Annotated in this window: 15 protein-coding genes; 9 read left to right on the top strand and 6 right to left on the bottom strand. The window is 64.1% G+C overall.

The window, feature by feature from the left end; all coding sequences use genetic code 11:
• Nucleotides 1–3: 3 nt before the first annotated feature.
• Nucleotides 4–1,002, top strand: coding sequence for an FkbO/Hyg5 family chorismatase (locus BRPE64_RS24115; protein WP_016347519.1), 999 nt, complete (start codon nucleotides 4–6; stop codon nucleotides 1,000–1,002).
• Here the strand turns inward: BRPE64_RS24115 and BRPE64_RS24110 are convergent.
• Nucleotides 999–1,868, bottom strand: a complete 870-nt coding sequence (locus BRPE64_RS24110) for a LysR family transcriptional regulator (protein ID WP_044043162.1) — start codon at nucleotides 1,866–1,868, stop codon at nucleotides 999–1,001. The two genes, BRPE64_RS24115 and BRPE64_RS24110, sit on opposite strands and share 4 nt — an antisense overlap.
• A gap of 84 nt (nucleotides 1,869–1,952) precedes the next feature.
• On the opposite strand from BRPE64_RS24110, the gene BRPE64_RS24105 reads away from it, so the two are divergent.
• Entirely contained in the window at nucleotides 1,953–2,870 is a 918-nt protein-coding gene (locus BRPE64_RS24105; protein ID WP_016347517.1) for a DMT family transporter, read from the top strand.
• Here BRPE64_RS24105 and BRPE64_RS24100 read toward each other — a convergent pair.
• Entirely contained in the window at nucleotides 2,867–3,778 is a 912-nt protein-coding gene (locus tag BRPE64_RS24100; protein ID WP_044043159.1) for a LysR family transcriptional regulator, read from the bottom strand. The two genes, BRPE64_RS24105 and BRPE64_RS24100, sit on opposite strands and share 4 nt — an antisense overlap.
• Nucleotides 3,779–3,923: 145 nt before the next feature.
• On the opposite strand from BRPE64_RS24100, the gene BRPE64_RS24095 reads away from it, so the two are divergent.
• Genes BRPE64_RS24095 through BRPE64_RS24085 form a run of 3 tightly spaced genes read left to right on the top strand, consistent with a single transcriptional unit; the run spans nucleotide 3,924 to nucleotide 8,468 of the window.
• A complete protein-coding gene (locus BRPE64_RS24095; protein ID WP_044042944.1) occupies nucleotides 3,924–6,050 on the top strand; it encodes a 3-hydroxyacyl-CoA dehydrogenase NAD-binding domain-containing protein in 2,127 nt (708 codons plus the stop codon).
• Between the two features lie 35 nt (nucleotides 6,051–6,085).
• Nucleotides 6,086–7,276, top strand: a complete 1,191-nt coding sequence (locus BRPE64_RS24090; protein WP_016347514.1) for an acyl-CoA dehydrogenase family protein — start codon at nucleotides 6,086–6,088, stop codon at nucleotides 7,274–7,276.
• Nucleotides 7,277–7,313: 37 nt separating this feature from the next.
• Nucleotides 7,314–8,468, top strand: a complete 1,155-nt coding sequence (locus tag BRPE64_RS24085) for an acyl-CoA dehydrogenase family protein (protein WP_016347513.1) — start codon at nucleotides 7,314–7,316, stop codon at nucleotides 8,466–8,468.
• Between the two features lie 292 nt (nucleotides 8,469–8,760).
• Here BRPE64_RS24085 and BRPE64_RS31995 read toward each other — a convergent pair whose 3' ends face one another.
• Entirely contained in the window at nucleotides 8,761–9,801 is a 1,041-nt protein-coding gene (locus BRPE64_RS31995; RefSeq protein ID WP_016347512.1) for a helix-turn-helix domain-containing protein, read from the bottom strand.
• A gap of 195 nt (nucleotides 9,802–9,996) precedes the next feature.
• Between BRPE64_RS31995 and BRPE64_RS24075 the strand changes: the two genes are divergently transcribed.
• Nucleotides 9,997–10,320, top strand: a complete 324-nt coding sequence (locus tag BRPE64_RS24075) for a hypothetical protein (RefSeq protein WP_144063509.1) — start codon at nucleotides 9,997–9,999, stop codon at nucleotides 10,318–10,320.
• A 234-nt stretch (nucleotides 10,321–10,554) separates the two neighbouring features.
• Nucleotides 10,555–12,024 carry a sensor domain-containing diguanylate cyclase gene (locus BRPE64_RS24070; RefSeq protein ID WP_408608266.1) on the top strand — a complete coding sequence of 490 codons (1,470 nt, stop codon included), beginning with the start codon at nucleotides 10,555–10,557 and terminating at the stop codon, nucleotides 12,022–12,024.
• A 48-nt stretch (nucleotides 12,025–12,072) separates the two neighbouring features.
• On the opposite strand, the gene BRPE64_RS24065 is transcribed toward BRPE64_RS24070, so the two are convergent.
• Entirely contained in the window at nucleotides 12,073–13,989 is a 1,917-nt protein-coding gene (locus BRPE64_RS24065) for an AAA family ATPase (protein ID WP_016347508.1), read from the bottom strand.
• A 530-nt stretch (nucleotides 13,990–14,519) separates the two neighbouring features.
• On the opposite strand from BRPE64_RS24065, the gene BRPE64_RS32140 reads away from it, so the two are divergent.
• Nucleotides 14,520–14,681 (top strand): DUF1328 family protein, encoded by a 162-nt coding sequence (locus BRPE64_RS32140; protein ID WP_016347507.1) that lies wholly within the window; start codon nucleotides 14,520–14,522, stop codon nucleotides 14,679–14,681.
• A gap of 51 nt (nucleotides 14,682–14,732) precedes the next feature.
• Here the strand turns inward: BRPE64_RS32140 and BRPE64_RS24055 are convergent, their stop codons facing one another.
• Nucleotides 14,733–15,062, bottom strand: coding sequence for a DMT family transporter (locus tag BRPE64_RS24055; RefSeq protein ID WP_044042940.1), 330 nt, complete (start codon nucleotides 15,060–15,062; stop codon nucleotides 14,733–14,735).
• A complete protein-coding gene (locus BRPE64_RS24050) occupies nucleotides 15,059–15,763 on the bottom strand; it encodes a glutathione S-transferase family protein (protein ID WP_016347505.1) in 705 nt (234 codons plus the stop codon). The genes BRPE64_RS24055 and BRPE64_RS24050 overlap by 4 nt, the downstream gene beginning before the upstream one ends.
• A 116-nt stretch (nucleotides 15,764–15,879) precedes the next feature.
• Between BRPE64_RS24050 and BRPE64_RS24045 the strand changes: the two genes are divergently transcribed.
• Complete coding sequence (locus tag BRPE64_RS24045) at nucleotides 15,880–16,788, top strand: LysR family transcriptional regulator (protein WP_016347504.1); 909 nt, start codon at nucleotides 15,880–15,882, stop codon at nucleotides 16,786–16,788.
• The last annotated feature ends 16 nt before the right edge of the window (nucleotides 16,789–16,804 follow it).

Raw genomic sequence — 16,804 nt, 5'->3', positions numbered from 1 at the left:
CGAGTGGCGAAGCAAGACGAGGAATTCGGAAGCCGGTTCGTCGAAGTCGGCATGAATGCGGGGCAGGAAGAAGGAGGCGGCGTCATCGGCCGGATCGTGTTCGGTGCGACGAGTGGCGCGCCGCGCATCGAACAAGGCGTGCCGACGCTGCACCTGAACATGAACGACGATGCGCGCCACGGCTTCGCCGAAGTCTGGAACGCATCGGGCGACACGCATTCGGGCATCACTAACGGTCTCGTCTTCGCCCACGACGACGCTTTTCTTTTCTGCGCAGGTTTCGTTCCGCTCGCCGATCGCTACACGGAAGCCGTGTACAAGACGTATGCCGATGCATTCGCGCTCGTCAGCGACTTGCAGTTCCCGAAAATCTTCCGCATGTGGAACTTCATCCCGCATATCAACGGGGAGAATCCGGACGGGCTCGAAGTCTATCGCGACTTCTGTCGCGGCCGCGCCATGGCGTTCGACGAGCAATACGCGAGCACGGCGGGCATGCCGTCGGCGACCGGCATCGGCACATGGGGCGATGGCGTCGGCTTCTATTTTCTGGCGTGCCATGAGCGCGCGGTCACGCATATCGAGAATGCGCGGCAGACGCCCGCGTATCGTTATCCCCAGCGTTACGGCCCGCGCTCGCCGAGCTTCGCGCGGGCCACTTACATGCGCGATACGCTGTACGTATCGGGTACGGCGAGCATCATCGGACACGAGACCGTGCACGAAGGCCAGCTCGCGAAGCAATGGCACGTTGCGACCGGCAACATCGCGTATCTGTGCGGCGCGGAGAATCTCGAAGCGCAAGGTGTTGCGGACGGCTTCGCGCTGCACGATCTCGATCAGATCAAGGTCTATTACCGGCGCGCGGCGGACTTGCCGGCGGTGCAGGCACTCGCGCGCGACACTTTTCATCCGGATGCGCAGGTGCGCTTCCTCCATGTCGATATTTGCCGCGCCGATCTGCTGGTTGAGATCGAGGGCATCGCGACGCATCGACCCTAAACCGACGACGACTGCCGCAGCGTCTTCACAAGCAGGCTGTGCAGGCTGTCGACGGCTTTGGAGCCGCGCGAATCGCGGCTTCGGTACACGGCGACTTCCATCGGTTCGAGCGGGCCCAGGCCTTCGTCGCTGCCCAGAATCCGCAGATGATCCGGCGCGCTGCATTGCGTCAGCGCCGCGACCGCGAGGCCGCTCTCGACTGCCGCGATTTGTCCCGCGAGACTCGAACTGTTGTAGACCACTTTGTAGCGACGGCCCTGCTGCGCCAGCGAATTGATGGCGCTGCGCCGCGCGAGGCTCGCGCTTTCGTAGACGGCAATCGGCATCGGGTCGCGTCGCCATAATTCGAACTGCGCGGCGCCGACCCAGACCATCGGCTCATGAAACAGAAGCGTGCCGCGCCGCGCGTGATCGCGTGAGACGAGCGCGAGATCGAGCGCACCGCTTGCCACGCGCGGAATGAGCGAGGTGGATTGCTCGCAGATCAATTCGATCTCGACGCCGCTATGACGCGGCGCGAAACGCTTGAGCACGGGCGTCAGATACTTCGCGGCATAGTCGTCGGGCACGCCGAGTTGCACGCGGCCGGTGAGCTTCTCGCCTTGCAGCGCGACGTGCGCTTCGGCATGCAGATCGAGGATGCGGCGTGCATAGCCGAGCAGCGTCTGGCCATCGACGGTCAGTTCCAGCGTGCGCGCGCCCCGCTCGATGAGCCGCAGTCCCAGCGCGCTTTCCAGCTTCTTGAGCTGCATGCTCACCGCCGATTGCGAGCGATGCACTTCCCCGGCCGCGCTCGATAGCGAGCCCGCATCGACCACGGCGACGAAGCACTTAAGCCAGTCCGTTTGCAGATCGCGCTGATTCATCGTTTCCGCCACTTTCGATTTTCGAATGGATGATCGTCGAATTATGCGCTTTTCGTGCGCGGCGATGGCGCACACACTGCTCGCATGAATACGAATCCGCAAACTCACGACAGCGCCGCCGTCTTCAACAGGCGCGTTCCGGGCACCGGCACTGCGCCGTTTCTGCTCGGCTCGGCATTGCTCGGCACCATCGGCGTGTTCGTGTATGAAGCGCATGTCGATCCGCTCACCGCAACGTGGTTTCGCTGCGCATCCGGATTGATCGGTCTCACGCTCTGGGCGATCTTGCGCGGGCAGACGCGCATGCTGCGCCTCAACCGCGCCACCGCGCCGTGGGTGCTGATCGCGGCCGCGCTGATGGTCCTCAACTGGGGATTGTTTTTCAGCGCGATCGAGCGTGTATCGGCCGGCGTGGCGATCGTGCTGTTCCACGTTCAGCCGATGTGGGTCCTGTTGCTCGGCGCGTGGTGCCTGAAGGAACCGGTCGGCAAGCGGCGCTTCGGCGCGGTGTGCGCCGCCATGCTCGGGCTGGCGCTGGCGACCGGCATCGCCGAGCACAAGGCCAACGATGCGCTCGCGCCGGGCTACTGGCTGGGCGTTGCGTTGTGTCTCGTCGGCGCGTTCTGTATGGCGTGCGTCACGATCATCGCGCGACGTTTGCGCGACATGCCCGCGGGCATTCTCGCGTGGTGGCAATGCGCAATCGGCACGCTCACGCTGTGGATGTGGCCGATGCAGCACGGCTGGCCCGCGTGGGGCGCGTCGTGGTTATGGCTCGCCGGGCTCGGCGTGATCCACACCGGTCTCGCTTACACGCTCATCTATGCCGGAATGGCGCGCCTGAACACGGGCCGCATCGCCGTGTTGCAGTTCGTCTATCCGGCGGTGGCCATCGTCATCGACTGGCTGTTCTTCGATCAGCGCCTGAGCGGCCTGCAGTTGTCGGGCATCGCGTTGATGTCGGTCGCAATCGGCTTTGCGGAACGCATGCCGCGTGATTAAGCCGAAGCATGACCGCGCCCGGCCTTGTGCGCCCGTTCGAGCATGAAGTCGATGAACGCCAGCGCCGCGCGCGTCTGATGTCGATTCGGCATGTACAGCATGTACATGTGCGTGCCGAAGATGCTGAGCCGCCATTGATCGAGCGCCGTCACGACCGCGCCTGCGCGCATGTCTTCCATCACGACGTAATCCGGCACGATACCGACGCCGAGCCCCGCGAGAATCGCATCGCGCAGGAAGGTGAAGTTCTCGGAGATCAGGCTCGGTTCGAGCAGCACTTCGTGACGTTCGTCGTCGAGATAGGCGGCGACGCGCGTCTGCTTGCCGATGACGCTCGCCGTGATGAGCGGCACGACGCGAAGCTCGTCGAGTTGCGTCGGCATGCCGTGCGCCTTCGCATACGCGGTCGATGCGCACGCGACATAACGCACCGGCCCCATATCGCGCGCGACGAGACTCGGCGGCGGCTCGGGCATCACACGCACGGCAATATCGACTTCATCGCGAAGCAGGTCTTCGACGCGGTTCTCGAACATCACATCGAGCACGATATCCGGATACTCGCGCTTGAACGCGATCAGCCACTCCGACATCACAAGCTGTCCATAGCCGCTCGGTACCGATAAACGCACGCGCCCCTGAAGACGCTGACCGAGCGTCGACACCGATTCCTGCGCGGCCAGCAACGCATTGCGGATCGAGCGGCCGTGTTCGTAGAGCCTGATGCCGATTTCAGTCGGCTCGACGCGGCGCGTGGTGCGCCGCACGAGCTGCACGCCGACCGATTTTTCCAGCGCCTTCAGGTGATAGCTGACGTTCGCGCGGCTCATCTTGAGCCGCCGCGCCGCCTCGCTGAGATTGCCGGCATCGAGAATTTCGACGAGAAGCGTAAGTTCGTTGACGTCCACGTCGGATTTGCTCGCGCCGCGCGCGATTGTCAAAATAATTTTGACAGTCTGTCAATCGCCTCTGTGATTGTCAAGGAAGCTTTTCGCCCTGAGAATGCAGACAAGCCATTCCGAAAAAATCCATTCAATACTGGAGACAGCATTCATGACGCCATCGAGCGCGACGGACCCCGCGTTGGTCCAACACCAACTGCGTGGCAATGTTCTTGTCGTGACGATCGATCACGCGCCCGTCAACGCGCTCAATGCAGCGGTGCGGCGCGGCCTGATCGACGCGATCGAGGCCGCCGACGGCAACGCATCGGTGCGTGCGGTGCTGATTGTCGGCGCGGGTCGCAACTTCATCGCGGGCGCGGATATCCGCGAGTTCGGCAAGCCTGCCGTGCCGCCTTCGTTGCCGGACGTGTGCAATCGCATCGAGGCGTGCAGCAAGCCTGTCGTCGCGGCGATTCACGGCGCGGCGCTCGGCGGCGGCCTTGAAGTGGCGCTGGCGTCGCATTATCGGATTGCGTTCGAAGGCGCGAAGCTCGGTCTGCCGGAAGTGCAACTGGGACTCTTGCCCGGAGCGGGCGGCACGCAACGCACGCCGCGTCTCATCGGCGCGCAGGCTGCGTTGTCGCTGATGCTGAGCGGACGCCACGTCGGTGCGCAGGAAGCGTTGCGCACGGGTCTCGTCGATCGCGTCGGCCACAGCGACGACGTACTCACCGAAGGTCTCGCCTACGCGCACGAACTGATCGCCACGCGCGCCGCGCCGCGCCGCACGCGCAGCGCGCCGGGCCTCGCCGACAAGGAAGCGAGCACGGCGGCCATCGCGGCGGCGCGCGCCGATACGCAGAAAAAAGCGCGCGGGCTGCTCTCGCCGCTGAAGATCGTCGATTGCGTGGAAGCCGCGCTGAACCTTCCGTTCGACGAAGGCCTGCAATTCGAGCGCGCGCAGTTTCTCGAATGCCGCGAGAGTCCGCAGCGCGCCGGTCTCGTGCATGCGTTCTTCGCCGAGCGCGAAGCGCAGAAGGCGCCCGAAACGCGCGATGCCCGCGCGCGTGCGTTGCACGCAGTCGGCGTGATCGGCGGCGGCACGATGGGCGCGGGCATCGCGGTGGCGTTGCTCGATGCCGGCTTCATCGTCACGATGATCGAGCGCGACGACGCATCGCTCGCGCGCGGCCGCGCGCATGTCGAGAAAGTCTATGACGGGCTGATCGCAAAAGGCCGCCTGAACGATGAAGCGAAGGCGCGTGCGATGCAACGCTTCAGCGGCGACACGTCATACGATGCACTCGCCGATGCCGATCTCGTGATCGAAGCCGTATTCGAAGACATGGCCGTGAAGAAAGCCGTGTTTGCCGAGCTGGATCGCGTATGCAAGCAGGGCGCGGTGCTCGCGACCAACACGTCGTATCTCGACATCGATGAACTCGCCGCAAGCATCTCGCGTCCGCAAGACGTGCTGGGCCTGCACTTCTTCTCGCCCGCGAACATCATGAAGCTGCTGGAAATCGTGGTGCCTGCGCGCGTGGCGGCTGAAGTTGTCGCGACCGGCTTCGAGCTTGCGAAGAAGCTGAAGAAGGTCGCGGTGCGCGCGGGCGTGTGCGACGGCTTCATCGGCAATCGCATGCTGGCGGTGTATCGCGCGGCGGCGGATCATCTGATGGAAGACGGCGCATCGCCTTATCAGATCGACCGCGCCGTGCGCGACTTCGGCTTTCCGATGGGACCGTATCAGGTCATCGATCTCGCGGGCGGCGACATCGGCTGGGCCGCGAGAAAGCGCCGCGCCGCATCGCGCGATCCGAATGCGCGTTACGTGCGTATCGGTGACGAGTTGTGCGAACGCGGCTGGTTCGGCCAGAAGACGGGACGCGGTTTTTATCGTTATGAAGACGGCGCACGCATCGGCAAGCCGGATTCCGAGGTCGAAGCGATCATCGACGCCGAGCGCGCGCGCGCAGGCATCACGCTGCGCACATTCGACGACGCGCAGATCGTGCGCCGCTATCTGGCCGCGATGATCAACGAAGGCGCGAACATCGTGCATGAAGGCATTGCGCTGCGTCCGCTCGATGTCGACGCCACGCTGATGCACGGCTTCGGTTTCCCGCGCCATCGCGGCGGACCGATGCATTATGCGGACAGCGTCGGCCTCGACCGCGTGCTCGCCGACATTCGCGAGTTCGCGCAAGAGGACCCGCTCTTCTGGCGCGCTTCGCCTTTGATCGAGCGTCTCGTTGCAAGCGGCAAGAACTTCGCGAGTCTGAATCAGGCGGCTTGAGCGCGGCGCTTCTTCAATCGACACATGGAGCCATCATGGATCTGAAATTCACCGCAGCGGAAGAAGCGTTTCGCGCCGACGTGCTCGACTTTCTGCGCACGTCGTTGCCGGAGGCCGTCGCGCATAAAGTGCGCACGGGCGCACATGTGACGCGCGACGACATGGCGCAATGGCACGGCATTCTCAACGCGCGCGGATGGCTCGCGAATCATTGGCCGAAGGAATACGGCGGCCCCGGCTGGAGCGCCGTGCAGCGGTTCATCTTCGAGAACGAATGCGCGATTGCGGGCGCGCCGCGCATCGTGCCGTTTGGCGTGAACATGTTGGGGCCTGTGCTCATCAAGTACGGCAGCGAGACGCAAAAGCGCCACTGGCTGCCGCGCATTCTCGATGGCGCCGACTGGTGGTGTCAGGGCTATTCGGAACCGGGCGCGGGCTCCGATCTCGCAGCGGTGCGCACCACGGCCGTGCGCGCGACCGAAAACGGTGAGGACTATTACATCGTCAATGGACAGAAGACGTGGACCACGCTCGGTCACTACGCGAACATGATCTTCTGCCTCGTGCGCACGGCAAGCGATGTTCGCAAGCAAGAAGGCATCAGCTTTTTGCTGATCGACATGAACACGCCCGGCGTCGAAGTGCGTCCGATCATCACGCTGGATGGCGAGCACGAAGTGAACGAAGTCTTCTTCACCGATGTGCGTGTGCCTGCCGAGAATCTCGTCGGCGAAGAGAACAAGGGCTGGACCTACGCCAAATACCTGCTGACCTACGAGCGCACCAACATTGCAGGCGTGGGCTTTTCGGTTGCGGCGCTCGCGCGGCTGAAGGCGGCGGCGAGCAAGGCGCGGTGCAACGGCCGCGCGCTTATCGACGATCCTTTGTTTGCGGCGCGGCTCGCACGTGTCGAGATCGATCTCGAGAACATGAAGACGACCAATCTGCGCGTGCTCGCGGCGGTGGCGGGCGGCGGCGCGCCGGGCGCGGAAAGTTCGATGCTGAAGATTCGTGGCACGGAGATTCGCCAGGAGATCGCGTCGCTCATGCGCCGCGCGATGGGACCGTACGCGCAACCGATCATCGAGGAACATGAAGGCGATGATTTCGACGGCGAAGCATCGACGGCAGCCGCGCAATACTTCAACAATCGCAAGCTGTCGATCTTCGGCGGCTCCAACGAGATTCAGAAGAACATCATCTCGAAGATGATTCTCGGGCTTTGACGGATAGATGTTTTTCGAACTCTAAAGGACTGGCGTCATGAATTTTCAGCACACCGACGACCGCCGCATGCTTGCGGACTCGCTCAACCGCTTCATCGCCGAGCAGTACACGTTCGAGTCTCGCGACAAGACCGCGCGTTCGCCGGAGGGCTTCAGCCGCGACATGTGGCGGCGCTTTTGCGAACTCGGCATTGTCGGCGCATTGTTCGATGAAGCGTCCGGCGGCTTCGGCGGCGACGGTTTCGATATCGCCATCGTGTTCGAGGCGCTCGGGCGCGGGCTCGTCGTGGAGCCGTTTCTCGATGCGCTGATCGTCGGGCGCGCGCTCTCTTGCGCGGGCAATGAAGGACAGCGCCCGATCGTTACGCAGATGATCGAAGGCAGCGCAATCGCCGCGTTCGCGCACGACGAACCCGGCTCGCACTACGAACTCGCACGCGTCACGACGCGTGCCACGCGGCACGGCGGCGGCTGGGTGCTGAACGGTGTGAAGGGCGTCGTGCAGCAGGGCGAGCATGCGGATGTCCTGCTCGTCTCGGCGCGCACATCGCACGACGATTACGACGAAGCCGGCATCTCGCTCTTCGCCGTGCCGCGCGATGCCGAAGGCGTGACGGTGCGCGGATATCGCAAGATCGATGGCGGACGCGTCGCCGAAATATCGCTGCAAGATGTCGCGCTCGATGCCGATGCGCTCGTCGGCCGCGAAGGCGAGGGCTTCGAAACGCTCGCGCAGGCGGTCGGTTACGGACTCGTCGCGCTGGCGGCGGAAGCGGTGGGCGCGATGGACGTCGCGAAGGAATACACGCTCGACTATCTGCGCACGCGTAAGCAGTTTGGCGTGGCCATCGGCACGTTTCAGGCGTTGCAGCACCGCATGGCCGACGTGCTGCTCGACATCGAGCAGGCGCGCTCGGCGGCGATCAACGCGGCTGCGGCGGTCGGTGGCGCGGGCATCGAACGCGAGCGGGCGCTGTCGGCGGCTAAGTATTCGATCGGACGCATTGGCGCGCGGGTCGCGGAAGAGTCGATCCAGTTGCACGGCGGGATCGGCATGACGTGGGAACTGCCGCTTTCGCATTACGCGAAGCGTCTCGTGATGATCGATCATCAACTCGGCGATGAGGACCATCATCTCGCTCGGTACATCGAGCTGGGCAAGGCGAGTCTTTGTGGCGATGTCTCGCCATAGCGTTCGAAGCGAAGCGGCGGAGTTTGTCGATCGGTATGTCAGCGGCGGACGCGTTCGAGCGAATTTGCGATGTGATGTTCGCAACTAACGGTCTTGGCCGCAACCGAGCGATGAGTCGGACAAGCGCGCCGCACAACGTTTTCCGCCTAATCGCATACCGGCTGATCAAGCCGAAGCCGAAACCGAAGACGCGAACGACGCTCCCGCGAGTTCCGGCGGTCGCACGGACGTAATCCGGAAGGGCAACTTCGTCAGCATCGACCGAGCAAGTGTTTACGCACCATCCCGTACATCAACGAAGCCCGAGCAGCTTCGCCTGATACTGCGCGGCGATCGTGTGTACGTCGCCGTCATCATCGTCGGAAGGGGCCTTCAACACACGCGCCGCGCCCTGCTCGCGCGCCTCCCCCGGCGCGCAGTCGAAGCGTTCGCGAAACGCCCGGTTGAAGGTTTTCTCACTACCGAACCCCAGCGCATACGCAATCTCGGCGATGCGTTCGCGGCCATGACGCGGCGCGGTCAGCCGGCGCATCGCTTCATCCAGCCGGCGATCGCGGATATGACGCGCGACGCCGCCGGTCTCGTCGAAAAGTGCGTACAACGCCGTGCGCGAAATGCCCAGCGCGCGGCGCAACGATTCCGCGCCGAGATCCGGATCCCGCAGATTCTGTTCGATATGCGACAGCGCGCGTGCACGCAGCATCGGCGCGAGACGCGGATCGTCGGCCTTCGTGTCGAATCTGAGCTTCGGGACGAGGCACGCGCCGAGCAGTTCGAGCGTCGCGTCGGCGGCGAGCGCGGCCTGCTCGTCGCTCATGTCCGTGGCGAGTCGCGCGAGCGAGCAGAGATGCGCGGCGATCATTCCGCCGACCGGATCGCTCGCGTCCCAGCACGCGCCATGCAGCCGTGCGCCCGCGGGCATGCGCCGGTCGAGCGCCGCGCGCGGAATGCTGAGCGTGAGCATGGGCGCGTCGCGGGCGATGCCCACGTTTTCCACCGCCATATCGCGGATCGTTACGCTGTTGACCGGCACGCGCTGCTCGCCCTGCGCCGATTCGGACCTGAGCGTGCCGCCCAGCAGGCAATGCAACAGATAGTGATCGACGCCGCTCGTCGCGATGCGTCCGCGCGTGCGCCGGAACCGCACCTCGTCGCTTGCGGTGTGCTGCGTCAGCAACATCGCGCCGCCCATGTCCCAGGTTCGCATCGCCGCCCGGAACGCCGCGCCCGTAGGACGGTCGATTTCGTACATCGGCCTTAAGCTCTCGCGCCAGATTTCTTCGGCGGCGTCGCCGTCGATGGAGGCACTGTCGAAGTGGAGGGCTTTCGGCATGAGAAAAACGCAGGGTGTTTGCCGGGTTTACGGCGCTTTCGGCGCGCGGCTTGAATGTCGCGACGCGCATCGCCCGTCGCGCGCACCGGACGATTCGGGAAGGATTCGCGGACACCGTGTCCGGCGGCGCGCTCGCGTGGCGGCGATCATGGCGGCCGGGACGCACAGGCGTCGCCCACCGGAAATCAGCAGACTATGCGTCTTAGTTCATTGTTGCGGCGGCGAAGCGGCGCCGCTTTCGCCGACGCCGCCATCGCGCAGCCCGTCACCGGACCGTCGTCGATCGAATATCGGGAATCGCATCGCGGCTTTTTGCTGCGCGTAAGCGCCAATAGCCTGGGGCTGTATGCGCTGTGCATCGAAGATCCGCAGGGATCGGAAGCCTGTGGGCTCACGCGTCTGCCCGACATCGACCGGCGCTTTCCCGCGGACGGCTTCGCGGATCTGACCGAAGCCATCGCCGCCGTGGCGACGGCGAAAATCGTCATCGACGATTGTCTGAGCCGTAAGCGGGCGTAGAAGACGCAGCCCTCCCGCTTGACTTAAGCCCACCACCCCGCCACCCGTCACCAGGCGTGACCACTCGTCACTCTTCACACTTGAATCAGACAAATAGGAGAGAATAGCCAGGCTCGCCAACCTGGTACCGTGCGGAGCGAAGCGGGACTCGCGCGCCAGCATACGGGGATTTCCTACATAGTGGCAACCGACCATTTCCATGTATCGAGCCTGAACGAGCAGGCGCCGCATCGGCTGAAATTATCGGCGCCGCATGTCATCGTGCTGTGCGGGACGCTGATCGCGCTCGTGATGGTCGGACTGTGCGCGCTGGTGCTGTATCAGGCTCGTGTCGATGCGCTCGACCGGGCGCGCGACACCTCACGCAATCTCGCGCTGCTCGCCGAACGCGATATCGAGCGCAATTTCGAACTGTACGAGCTATCGCTTCAGGCTGTCGTCGAAGGCATGCAACGGCCCGACGTGCAGGCGCTTTCGCCGCAACTGCGCAACGATGTGCTCTTCGATCGCGCCGCGTCCGCCCGCGATCTCGGCTCGCTGCTTGTGCTCAATGCAAAGGGCGACATCGTCATCGACTCCGGCAGTCTGACGCCACGGCCGGGCAACTTCGCGGACCGGCGCTACTTCTCGGTTCAGCGCGAACATCCCGACACCGGGCTTTACATCAGCAATCCGTATACGTCGCGGCTGCGCGGCGGCTCGCCCAGCATCGCGCTCAGCCGGCGCCTCTCGAATGCCGACGGCTCGTTCGCGGGCGTCGCGATGATCGCCGTGAACCTCGAATACTTTCGCAATCTTTTCGCGGGGCTTTCGCTCGGGAAACATGGCGCGGTGTCGCTGATCAGCCAGGACGGCGTGATGATCATGCGGCAGCCGTTCGACTCGCATGTGATCGGCCGCGACATCAGCCAGGCCGACACCTTCCGGCGCTTTCGCATGGCCGCGGAGGGCAGCTTCAGCGAAACCTCGTCGATCGACGGCACGCGCCGCCTCTACTACTACCGCAACTTTCCGACGCTGCCGCTCATCATCATGGTGGCCGAGGCGGAGGGCGATATCTACGCGGCGTGGCGGCGTCGCGCGATCATTATCGGCTCGTCGATGGGCGTGCTCGCCGCAGGCTTCGTCGTGCTGTCGTTCGTGCTGGCCGCGCAATTCCGGCGGCGTATCCGCGCGGAATCGGAACTGAAGCTGCTCGCCCGCACCGACGGCCTGACCGGGCTGCATAATCGCCGCACGCTCGGCGAGATTCTCGATCAGGAATGGCGGCGCGCGCGACGCACGCGCGGTCTTTTTTCGCTGCTGTTCGTCGATATCGACCGCTTCAAGGCGTTCAACGACGCCTACGGGCATCAGGCCGGCGACGATGCGCTCGCGGCCGTGGCGCGCTGCATCGGCGACAACATCCGGCGGCCCGCCGATACCGCCGCGCGTTATGGCGGCGAGGAATTCGTGGTCGTGCTGCCCGATACGCCCGCCGAGGGCGCCGCGTGCATCGCGGAGAAAATTCGCGTGGCTATCAGCGATCTGTCGATCGAGCATGCGGGCAGCGAATACGGCCGCGTGACGGCGAGCATTGGCCTGGCGAGCTGGCGGCCTGAAGGCGACGTGGAAGTGAGCGCGCTCATCCGCGCCGCCGACGAAGCGCTCTACGACGCGAAAGCGCGCGGCCGCAACCGCGTGATGCAGGCAAGTCCGGCTTAAGGACGTCGCGCCACACGTCGAACGCAATGCAGCGCGGGTCTAAACCGCTCAGGCAGCCATCACCTCGGTGATGGCCTGCGTTTGCGCGACGGCGGCCGCGTGTTCCCTGATGAGCCGGTACACGGTCTCGCCCGGCACCGTCTCCGCTTCCAGCAACTGTTCGGCAATCGCGCGCAGCACCGGCTCGTTTGCCTGCAACAGCGCATAGCATGCGTCGCTCAGATCGCTGAGCAGCGCGTTTGCATGCTCGATCGAATTCTTCAGTTGCAGACCGGCGTACTGCTGCGGCAGGGCGGCGAGGCTGAACAGGTTGCCGTCCGAATTGAAGCCGTGCTTCGACACCATGTCGAGCCCGATGCGCGATGCTTCCTGCAGATCGTGCGCCGCGCCGCTCGATGCTTCGTCGAACATCAGCAGTTCGGCATTGCGTCCGCCAAGCAGCACCTGAATTTCGTTGCGCAACTCCGTCTCGCGATACAGATGCTTGTCCTGCATCTTGGTGATGAGCGCGACGCCCAGCGCGCCGCCGCGCGGCAGGATCGTGACTTCTTCGAGCACGCCCGTGCCGAGCAGCGCCGCGACGAGCCCGTGTCCCGCTTCATGCACCGCGATGCGCGTGCGTTCGTCGTCCGACAGCGCGCGCTCGGCGCCGTTGATGTCGCCGATGCGGGCAATCTTGATCGCTTCGAGAAAATGCTTCGCGCCGACTTCCTGCTCGCCCGCCTTGCGCGCGACGAGTCCCGCCTGATTGACGATCATCGCCAACGTCGCCGGCGACAGGCCCGTGGTCAGACGCGCGAGCTGATCGAAATCGATGTTGTCGTGTTTCGTCTTCAGATTTGCCGCGTAGAAGCGCAGGATTTCCGCGCGGTCGTCGAGGCTCGGCAGACGCACTTGCACCGTGCGGTCGAAGCGGCCGGGACGGCGCAGCGCCTCGTCGAGATTGTCCGGATGATTGGTCGCCGCGACGATGATCACGCCTTCGTTCGACGAGAAGCCGTCCATTTCCGCGAGCAGCTGGTTGATGATGCGGTTGCTCTCCGCTTCGACCGGGCCGCCGCCGGTATCGGTGCGTTTGCCGAGGCCGTCCGCTTCGTCGATAAAGATCACGGTCGGCGCGTTCTTGCGCGCGAGCTCGAACAGATGCTTGACCTTCTGGATACCGACGCCGTAATACTTCGCGCTGAAATAACTGCCCGTGATCGCGATGAAGTTCGCGCCGCATTCGCCCGCGAGCGCCTGCGCGAGACGCGTCTTGCCGACGCCCGGGCCGCCCGTCATCAGAATGCCGCACGGCGCGCGCACGCCCATGCCGGTAAATTGCGCGGGCTCGGTGAGCCATGCGCGGACATCGGCGAGGGCGGCTTTGGCTTCGCCTGCGCCGATCACATCGTCGAAACGCAGCGTGGGCGATTTGGCGAGAAGCTGTGCGCCGCCCTTCATCTCGCGGCGCATGAACCAGAGCAGGCCGCCGATCATCAGCACGGGCAGCAAGAGGCTCAGAATGTCGCGCGAACGGTCGAACATTTCGCCTAAGCGTGCGGTGCCGGTGCGCACGTCGGCGTCGGGCAGCCAGACCAGTTGATAAGGCGAATTGCTGCCCGGCTTCAGATCGCCGAGCAAGAGGGAATTCGAGAACGCGCCGTTGTGATCGGCCACGTAATATTTTTCGCCGCCGAGCGTCGAGACGAGAATCGCATCGCGGCTCACGCCGATCGCCGCAACGTTGTGCTCGCGGATGTCGCGCAGCATTTCCGAGGCGTCCTTTTCGTGATGCGCCCACGCGGATGCATCGACACGCATCTGACTGGCCAGGCCTGTGAGCGCCGCCGGTTCGGATTGCGCGGCACGATGCTCATGGCGCCAGTGCAAAAAGCCCACGGTTGCAACGAGCGCCACCGCGATCGCACCGTACGCGAGATAGCGGCCGACGCGCGACCGAAGCGAAGTTCTTGCCGGTTTCATCAATTCTTTCCTAATGGGGCCGCAACGGCGCCGCACTCAAATCTGTCTCGGGACAAGAGGCAATCCGGGCGTGCCGGATTCTGGCTGTCGGTGGCGGGATGCTTGCCGTGCGCGATGTGACGCTCTGAATGGCGAAGCGATCGACCTTGAACCGCAGATCGTCAACCATGCGAGCATGGCCCTTTTTCGGGAATAGCTCCGCTGGAATGGTGCCCGTATTGCATGACCATTCATTCACGCGGAACGGTGCGCGAACGGAAGTCAGCCCGCGCCGTGTGGATCGCCGTGTTGTTTTAACGTCCTTGTTTTTATTAACGGCACACGGCGCGTAATTTTTAACGGCCGTTCACGAAACGGGGTGACGCGCGCTCGCAGTTCGATGCAGGTTCGATGGCGTACACAGGGGCGAGGCAAGGATATCACGGCAAAACTGTCTGCTCCATCCGGTAAGGAATACTGCTTGCTTCTGTACGGGCACGGTCCGTGCGCAAGGGTCCGCATGAACCTTTTATTCCTCAGGAGATAACGTCATGCTCTATTACGCGCTGGTCTTTTTTGTCATCGCGCTGATCGCCGCGGCGCTCGGTTTCGGCGGCATCGCGGCGGGCGCCGCCAGCATCGCGAAGATATTGTTCTTTATCTTCCTCGTGATCTTCCTCGTCACGCTCGTCATGGGCCTCATGCGACGGTGACGGTTGGGTTGTAGGGCGTCGTGTCATTTTGGCTTTTGGCACGACGCCTTTTTACGCAGGCGCTTGTTTGAGCGCGACGATGCCCGCGACGATCAGTCCGGCACCGATTACGCGCCAGCCGCTCAACGGCTCGCCGAACAGCGCGACGCCGAGCAGCACGGTCCCCAATGCGCCGATGCCTGTCCATACCGCATACGCGCTTCCAACCGGCAACACGGCCAGCACTTTTCCGAGCAGAAAGACGAACGCCGCGAGCAGAAGCAGCGAGAGCACGGTCCATCCCGGACGCGTGTAGCCGTGCGTGAACTTCATCGACACCGCCCACGCGACATCGAGCAATCCCGACACAATCAGTAGCAACCACGCGACGCTCTGACTCACGCGCGCGTCTCCGCGCCTTCGCGAAGCAGCCAGGCGTTATGCACGCTCAAGAAGGCGCGCAGCTGTTGGGGATAGTCGGCGGAAACGGCATCGATGACGCTCGGCCTTTGCGCGAGCGCGCGTCGCCATGCGCGGACCTTCGGCGTGTCGTCGAAGACTTGCAGATCGGTGATTTCGTCGAACACGTCGAAGTAGCGGAAGACCGGCGCGAACACCGCATCGACCATGCTGAACGCGCGGCCCGCGAACCACGGCCCCGTTTCCAACGCGCGCTCGACAACCTTGAACCGCTCCGCGATGGTCTTTCGTTGCGCGTGATGCGTTGCTGCGTCCGTGGCCGTTTCCAGCTTCCAGATTTCATTCAGAAGCGACGAGCCGAACTCGATCCAGCCGCGATGCCGCGCGCGTTCAAGCGGATCGGCGGGATGCATCCGCCGGCCGGGCTGCGTTTCGTCGAGATACTCGCAAATCACCGCGCTTTCGAAGAGCACGGCGTCGTCGTACGCATGGTTCGGGGCGCGACCGATGATCAAAAGCGGGACCTTGCCGAGCGGCGAAATCGCATCGAACCATGCCGGTTTGTCCGCCAGGTCGATGTAGCGCCGTTCGAAGTTCGCGCCCTTTTCGGCGAGCACGATGGCGGCCCGCTGCACATAAGGGCACAGCGGATGACTGACGAGCGTGAGCGAATTGAGCGTCATGCGAACCTCCGTTCGACGTGTTGACGCGCTCAGATTAGCGATTGCGTTTCTGCAAGTCCATTGTCAAGAGGAAAACCGAGTTTGCAGAAACGCAAGCGCCGATCTAGTCTTCACGCATGAAAGACTGGAACGAACTTCGCCTCGTGCTCGCGGTGTATCGCGCGGGCGGTCTCGCGGCTGCGTCCGAGGCGCTCGCGATCGATCATTCGACTGCCTTTCGCCGTCTCAAGGCGCTGGAGGCGCAACTCGGCGTGCGCCTGTTCGAGCGGTTGCCGGGCGGTGTCTATCAGGCAACCGAGGCGGGCGCACGCATCGCCGCGGGCGCCGAGCGAATGGAAGACGAGTTTCTTGCGCTCGGCCGCGATGTCGTCGGCGGCGATCATCGGCTGAGCGGGCGATTGCGCGTCACCTCGTCGGAGACGCTGGCCTATAGCCGGCTCACCACGCATCTCGCCGCGTTTCGGCGGGCGCATCCGGGCATCGTCGTCGAATTGTCGATCGATAACCGCGTGCTCAATCTGTCGCGGCGCGAAGCCGATATCGCGCTGCGTCCGGTTCGTCCGAAAGAAGGCGACCTGTGGGGACGCAAGCTCGCAGGCGTCGCGTGGGGCCTGTATGCCGCGCCTTCGTATCTCGCGGAACATGGCGGCGTGCGCGGCGGCAAACTCGATGGACACGCGCTGATCGGTTGGGACGAAGCGGCGTCGGGCATCGGCGCGGCGGAATGGCTCGCGCGGTCGGTGCAGTCTTCGTCGGTGGTGTATCGGAGCAACAGCCTCGTGAATCAGTTGATCGCGGCGCGTGCGGGAATCGGCATCGCGCTGCTGCCTTGTTATCTTGGCGACGGCGATCGCGACGTGACGCGCGTCGGCAGCAAGCCGGTCGCGGAGCTCGAAGGCGAACTGTGGATCGTCACGCACGCCGACTTGCGCAAGACCGCGAGGGTGCGCGCTTTCTTCGATCTGGTCGGGGAAGCGCTGGCCAAGGAGCGGGAGTTGTTCGAGGGCAAGCGGCGCGCTTCGTAGCGAGTCGATAAACCCA

The organism is Caballeronia insecticola (genome assembly GCF_000402035.1).
In the GTDB taxonomy this organism is placed as follows: Bacteria; Pseudomonadota; Gammaproteobacteria; order Burkholderiales; family Burkholderiaceae; genus Caballeronia; species Caballeronia insecticola.
This window is presented reverse-complemented; position numbering and strand designations above follow the sequence as displayed.

Coding starts and splice junctions, on each gene's coding strand:
- BRPE64_RS24110 (WP_044043162.1), bottom strand. CDS start 1,868: ATGAATCAGCGCGATCTGCAAACGGACTGGCTTAAGTGCTTCGTCGCC.
- BRPE64_RS31995 (WP_016347512.1), bottom strand. CDS start 9,801: ATGCCGAAAGCCCTCCACTTCGACAGTGCCTCCATCGACGGCGACGCC.
- BRPE64_RS24090 (WP_016347514.1), top strand. CDS start 6,086: ATGGATCTGAAATTCACCGCAGCGGAAGAAGCGTTTCGCGCCGACGTG.
- BRPE64_RS24085 (WP_016347513.1), top strand. CDS start 7,314: ATGAATTTTCAGCACACCGACGACCGCCGCATGCTTGCGGACTCGCTC.
- BRPE64_RS24045 (WP_016347504.1), top strand. CDS start 15,880: ATGAAAGACTGGAACGAACTTCGCCTCGTGCTCGCGGTGTATCGCGCG.
- BRPE64_RS24065 (WP_016347508.1), bottom strand. CDS start 13,989: ATGAAACCGGCAAGAACTTCGCTTCGGTCGCGCGTCGGCCGCTATCTC.
- BRPE64_RS24075 (WP_144063509.1), top strand. CDS start 9,997: ATGCGTCTTAGTTCATTGTTGCGGCGGCGAAGCGGCGCCGCTTTCGCC.
- BRPE64_RS24095 (WP_044042944.1), top strand. CDS start 3,924: ATGACGCCATCGAGCGCGACGGACCCCGCGTTGGTCCAACACCAACTG.
- BRPE64_RS24105 (WP_016347517.1), top strand. CDS start 1,953: ATGAATACGAATCCGCAAACTCACGACAGCGCCGCCGTCTTCAACAGG.
- BRPE64_RS32140 (WP_016347507.1), top strand. CDS start 14,520: ATGCTCTATTACGCGCTGGTCTTTTTTGTCATCGCGCTGATCGCCGCG.
- BRPE64_RS24050 (WP_016347505.1), bottom strand. CDS start 15,763: ATGACGCTCAATTCGCTCACGCTCGTCAGTCATCCGCTGTGCCCTTAT.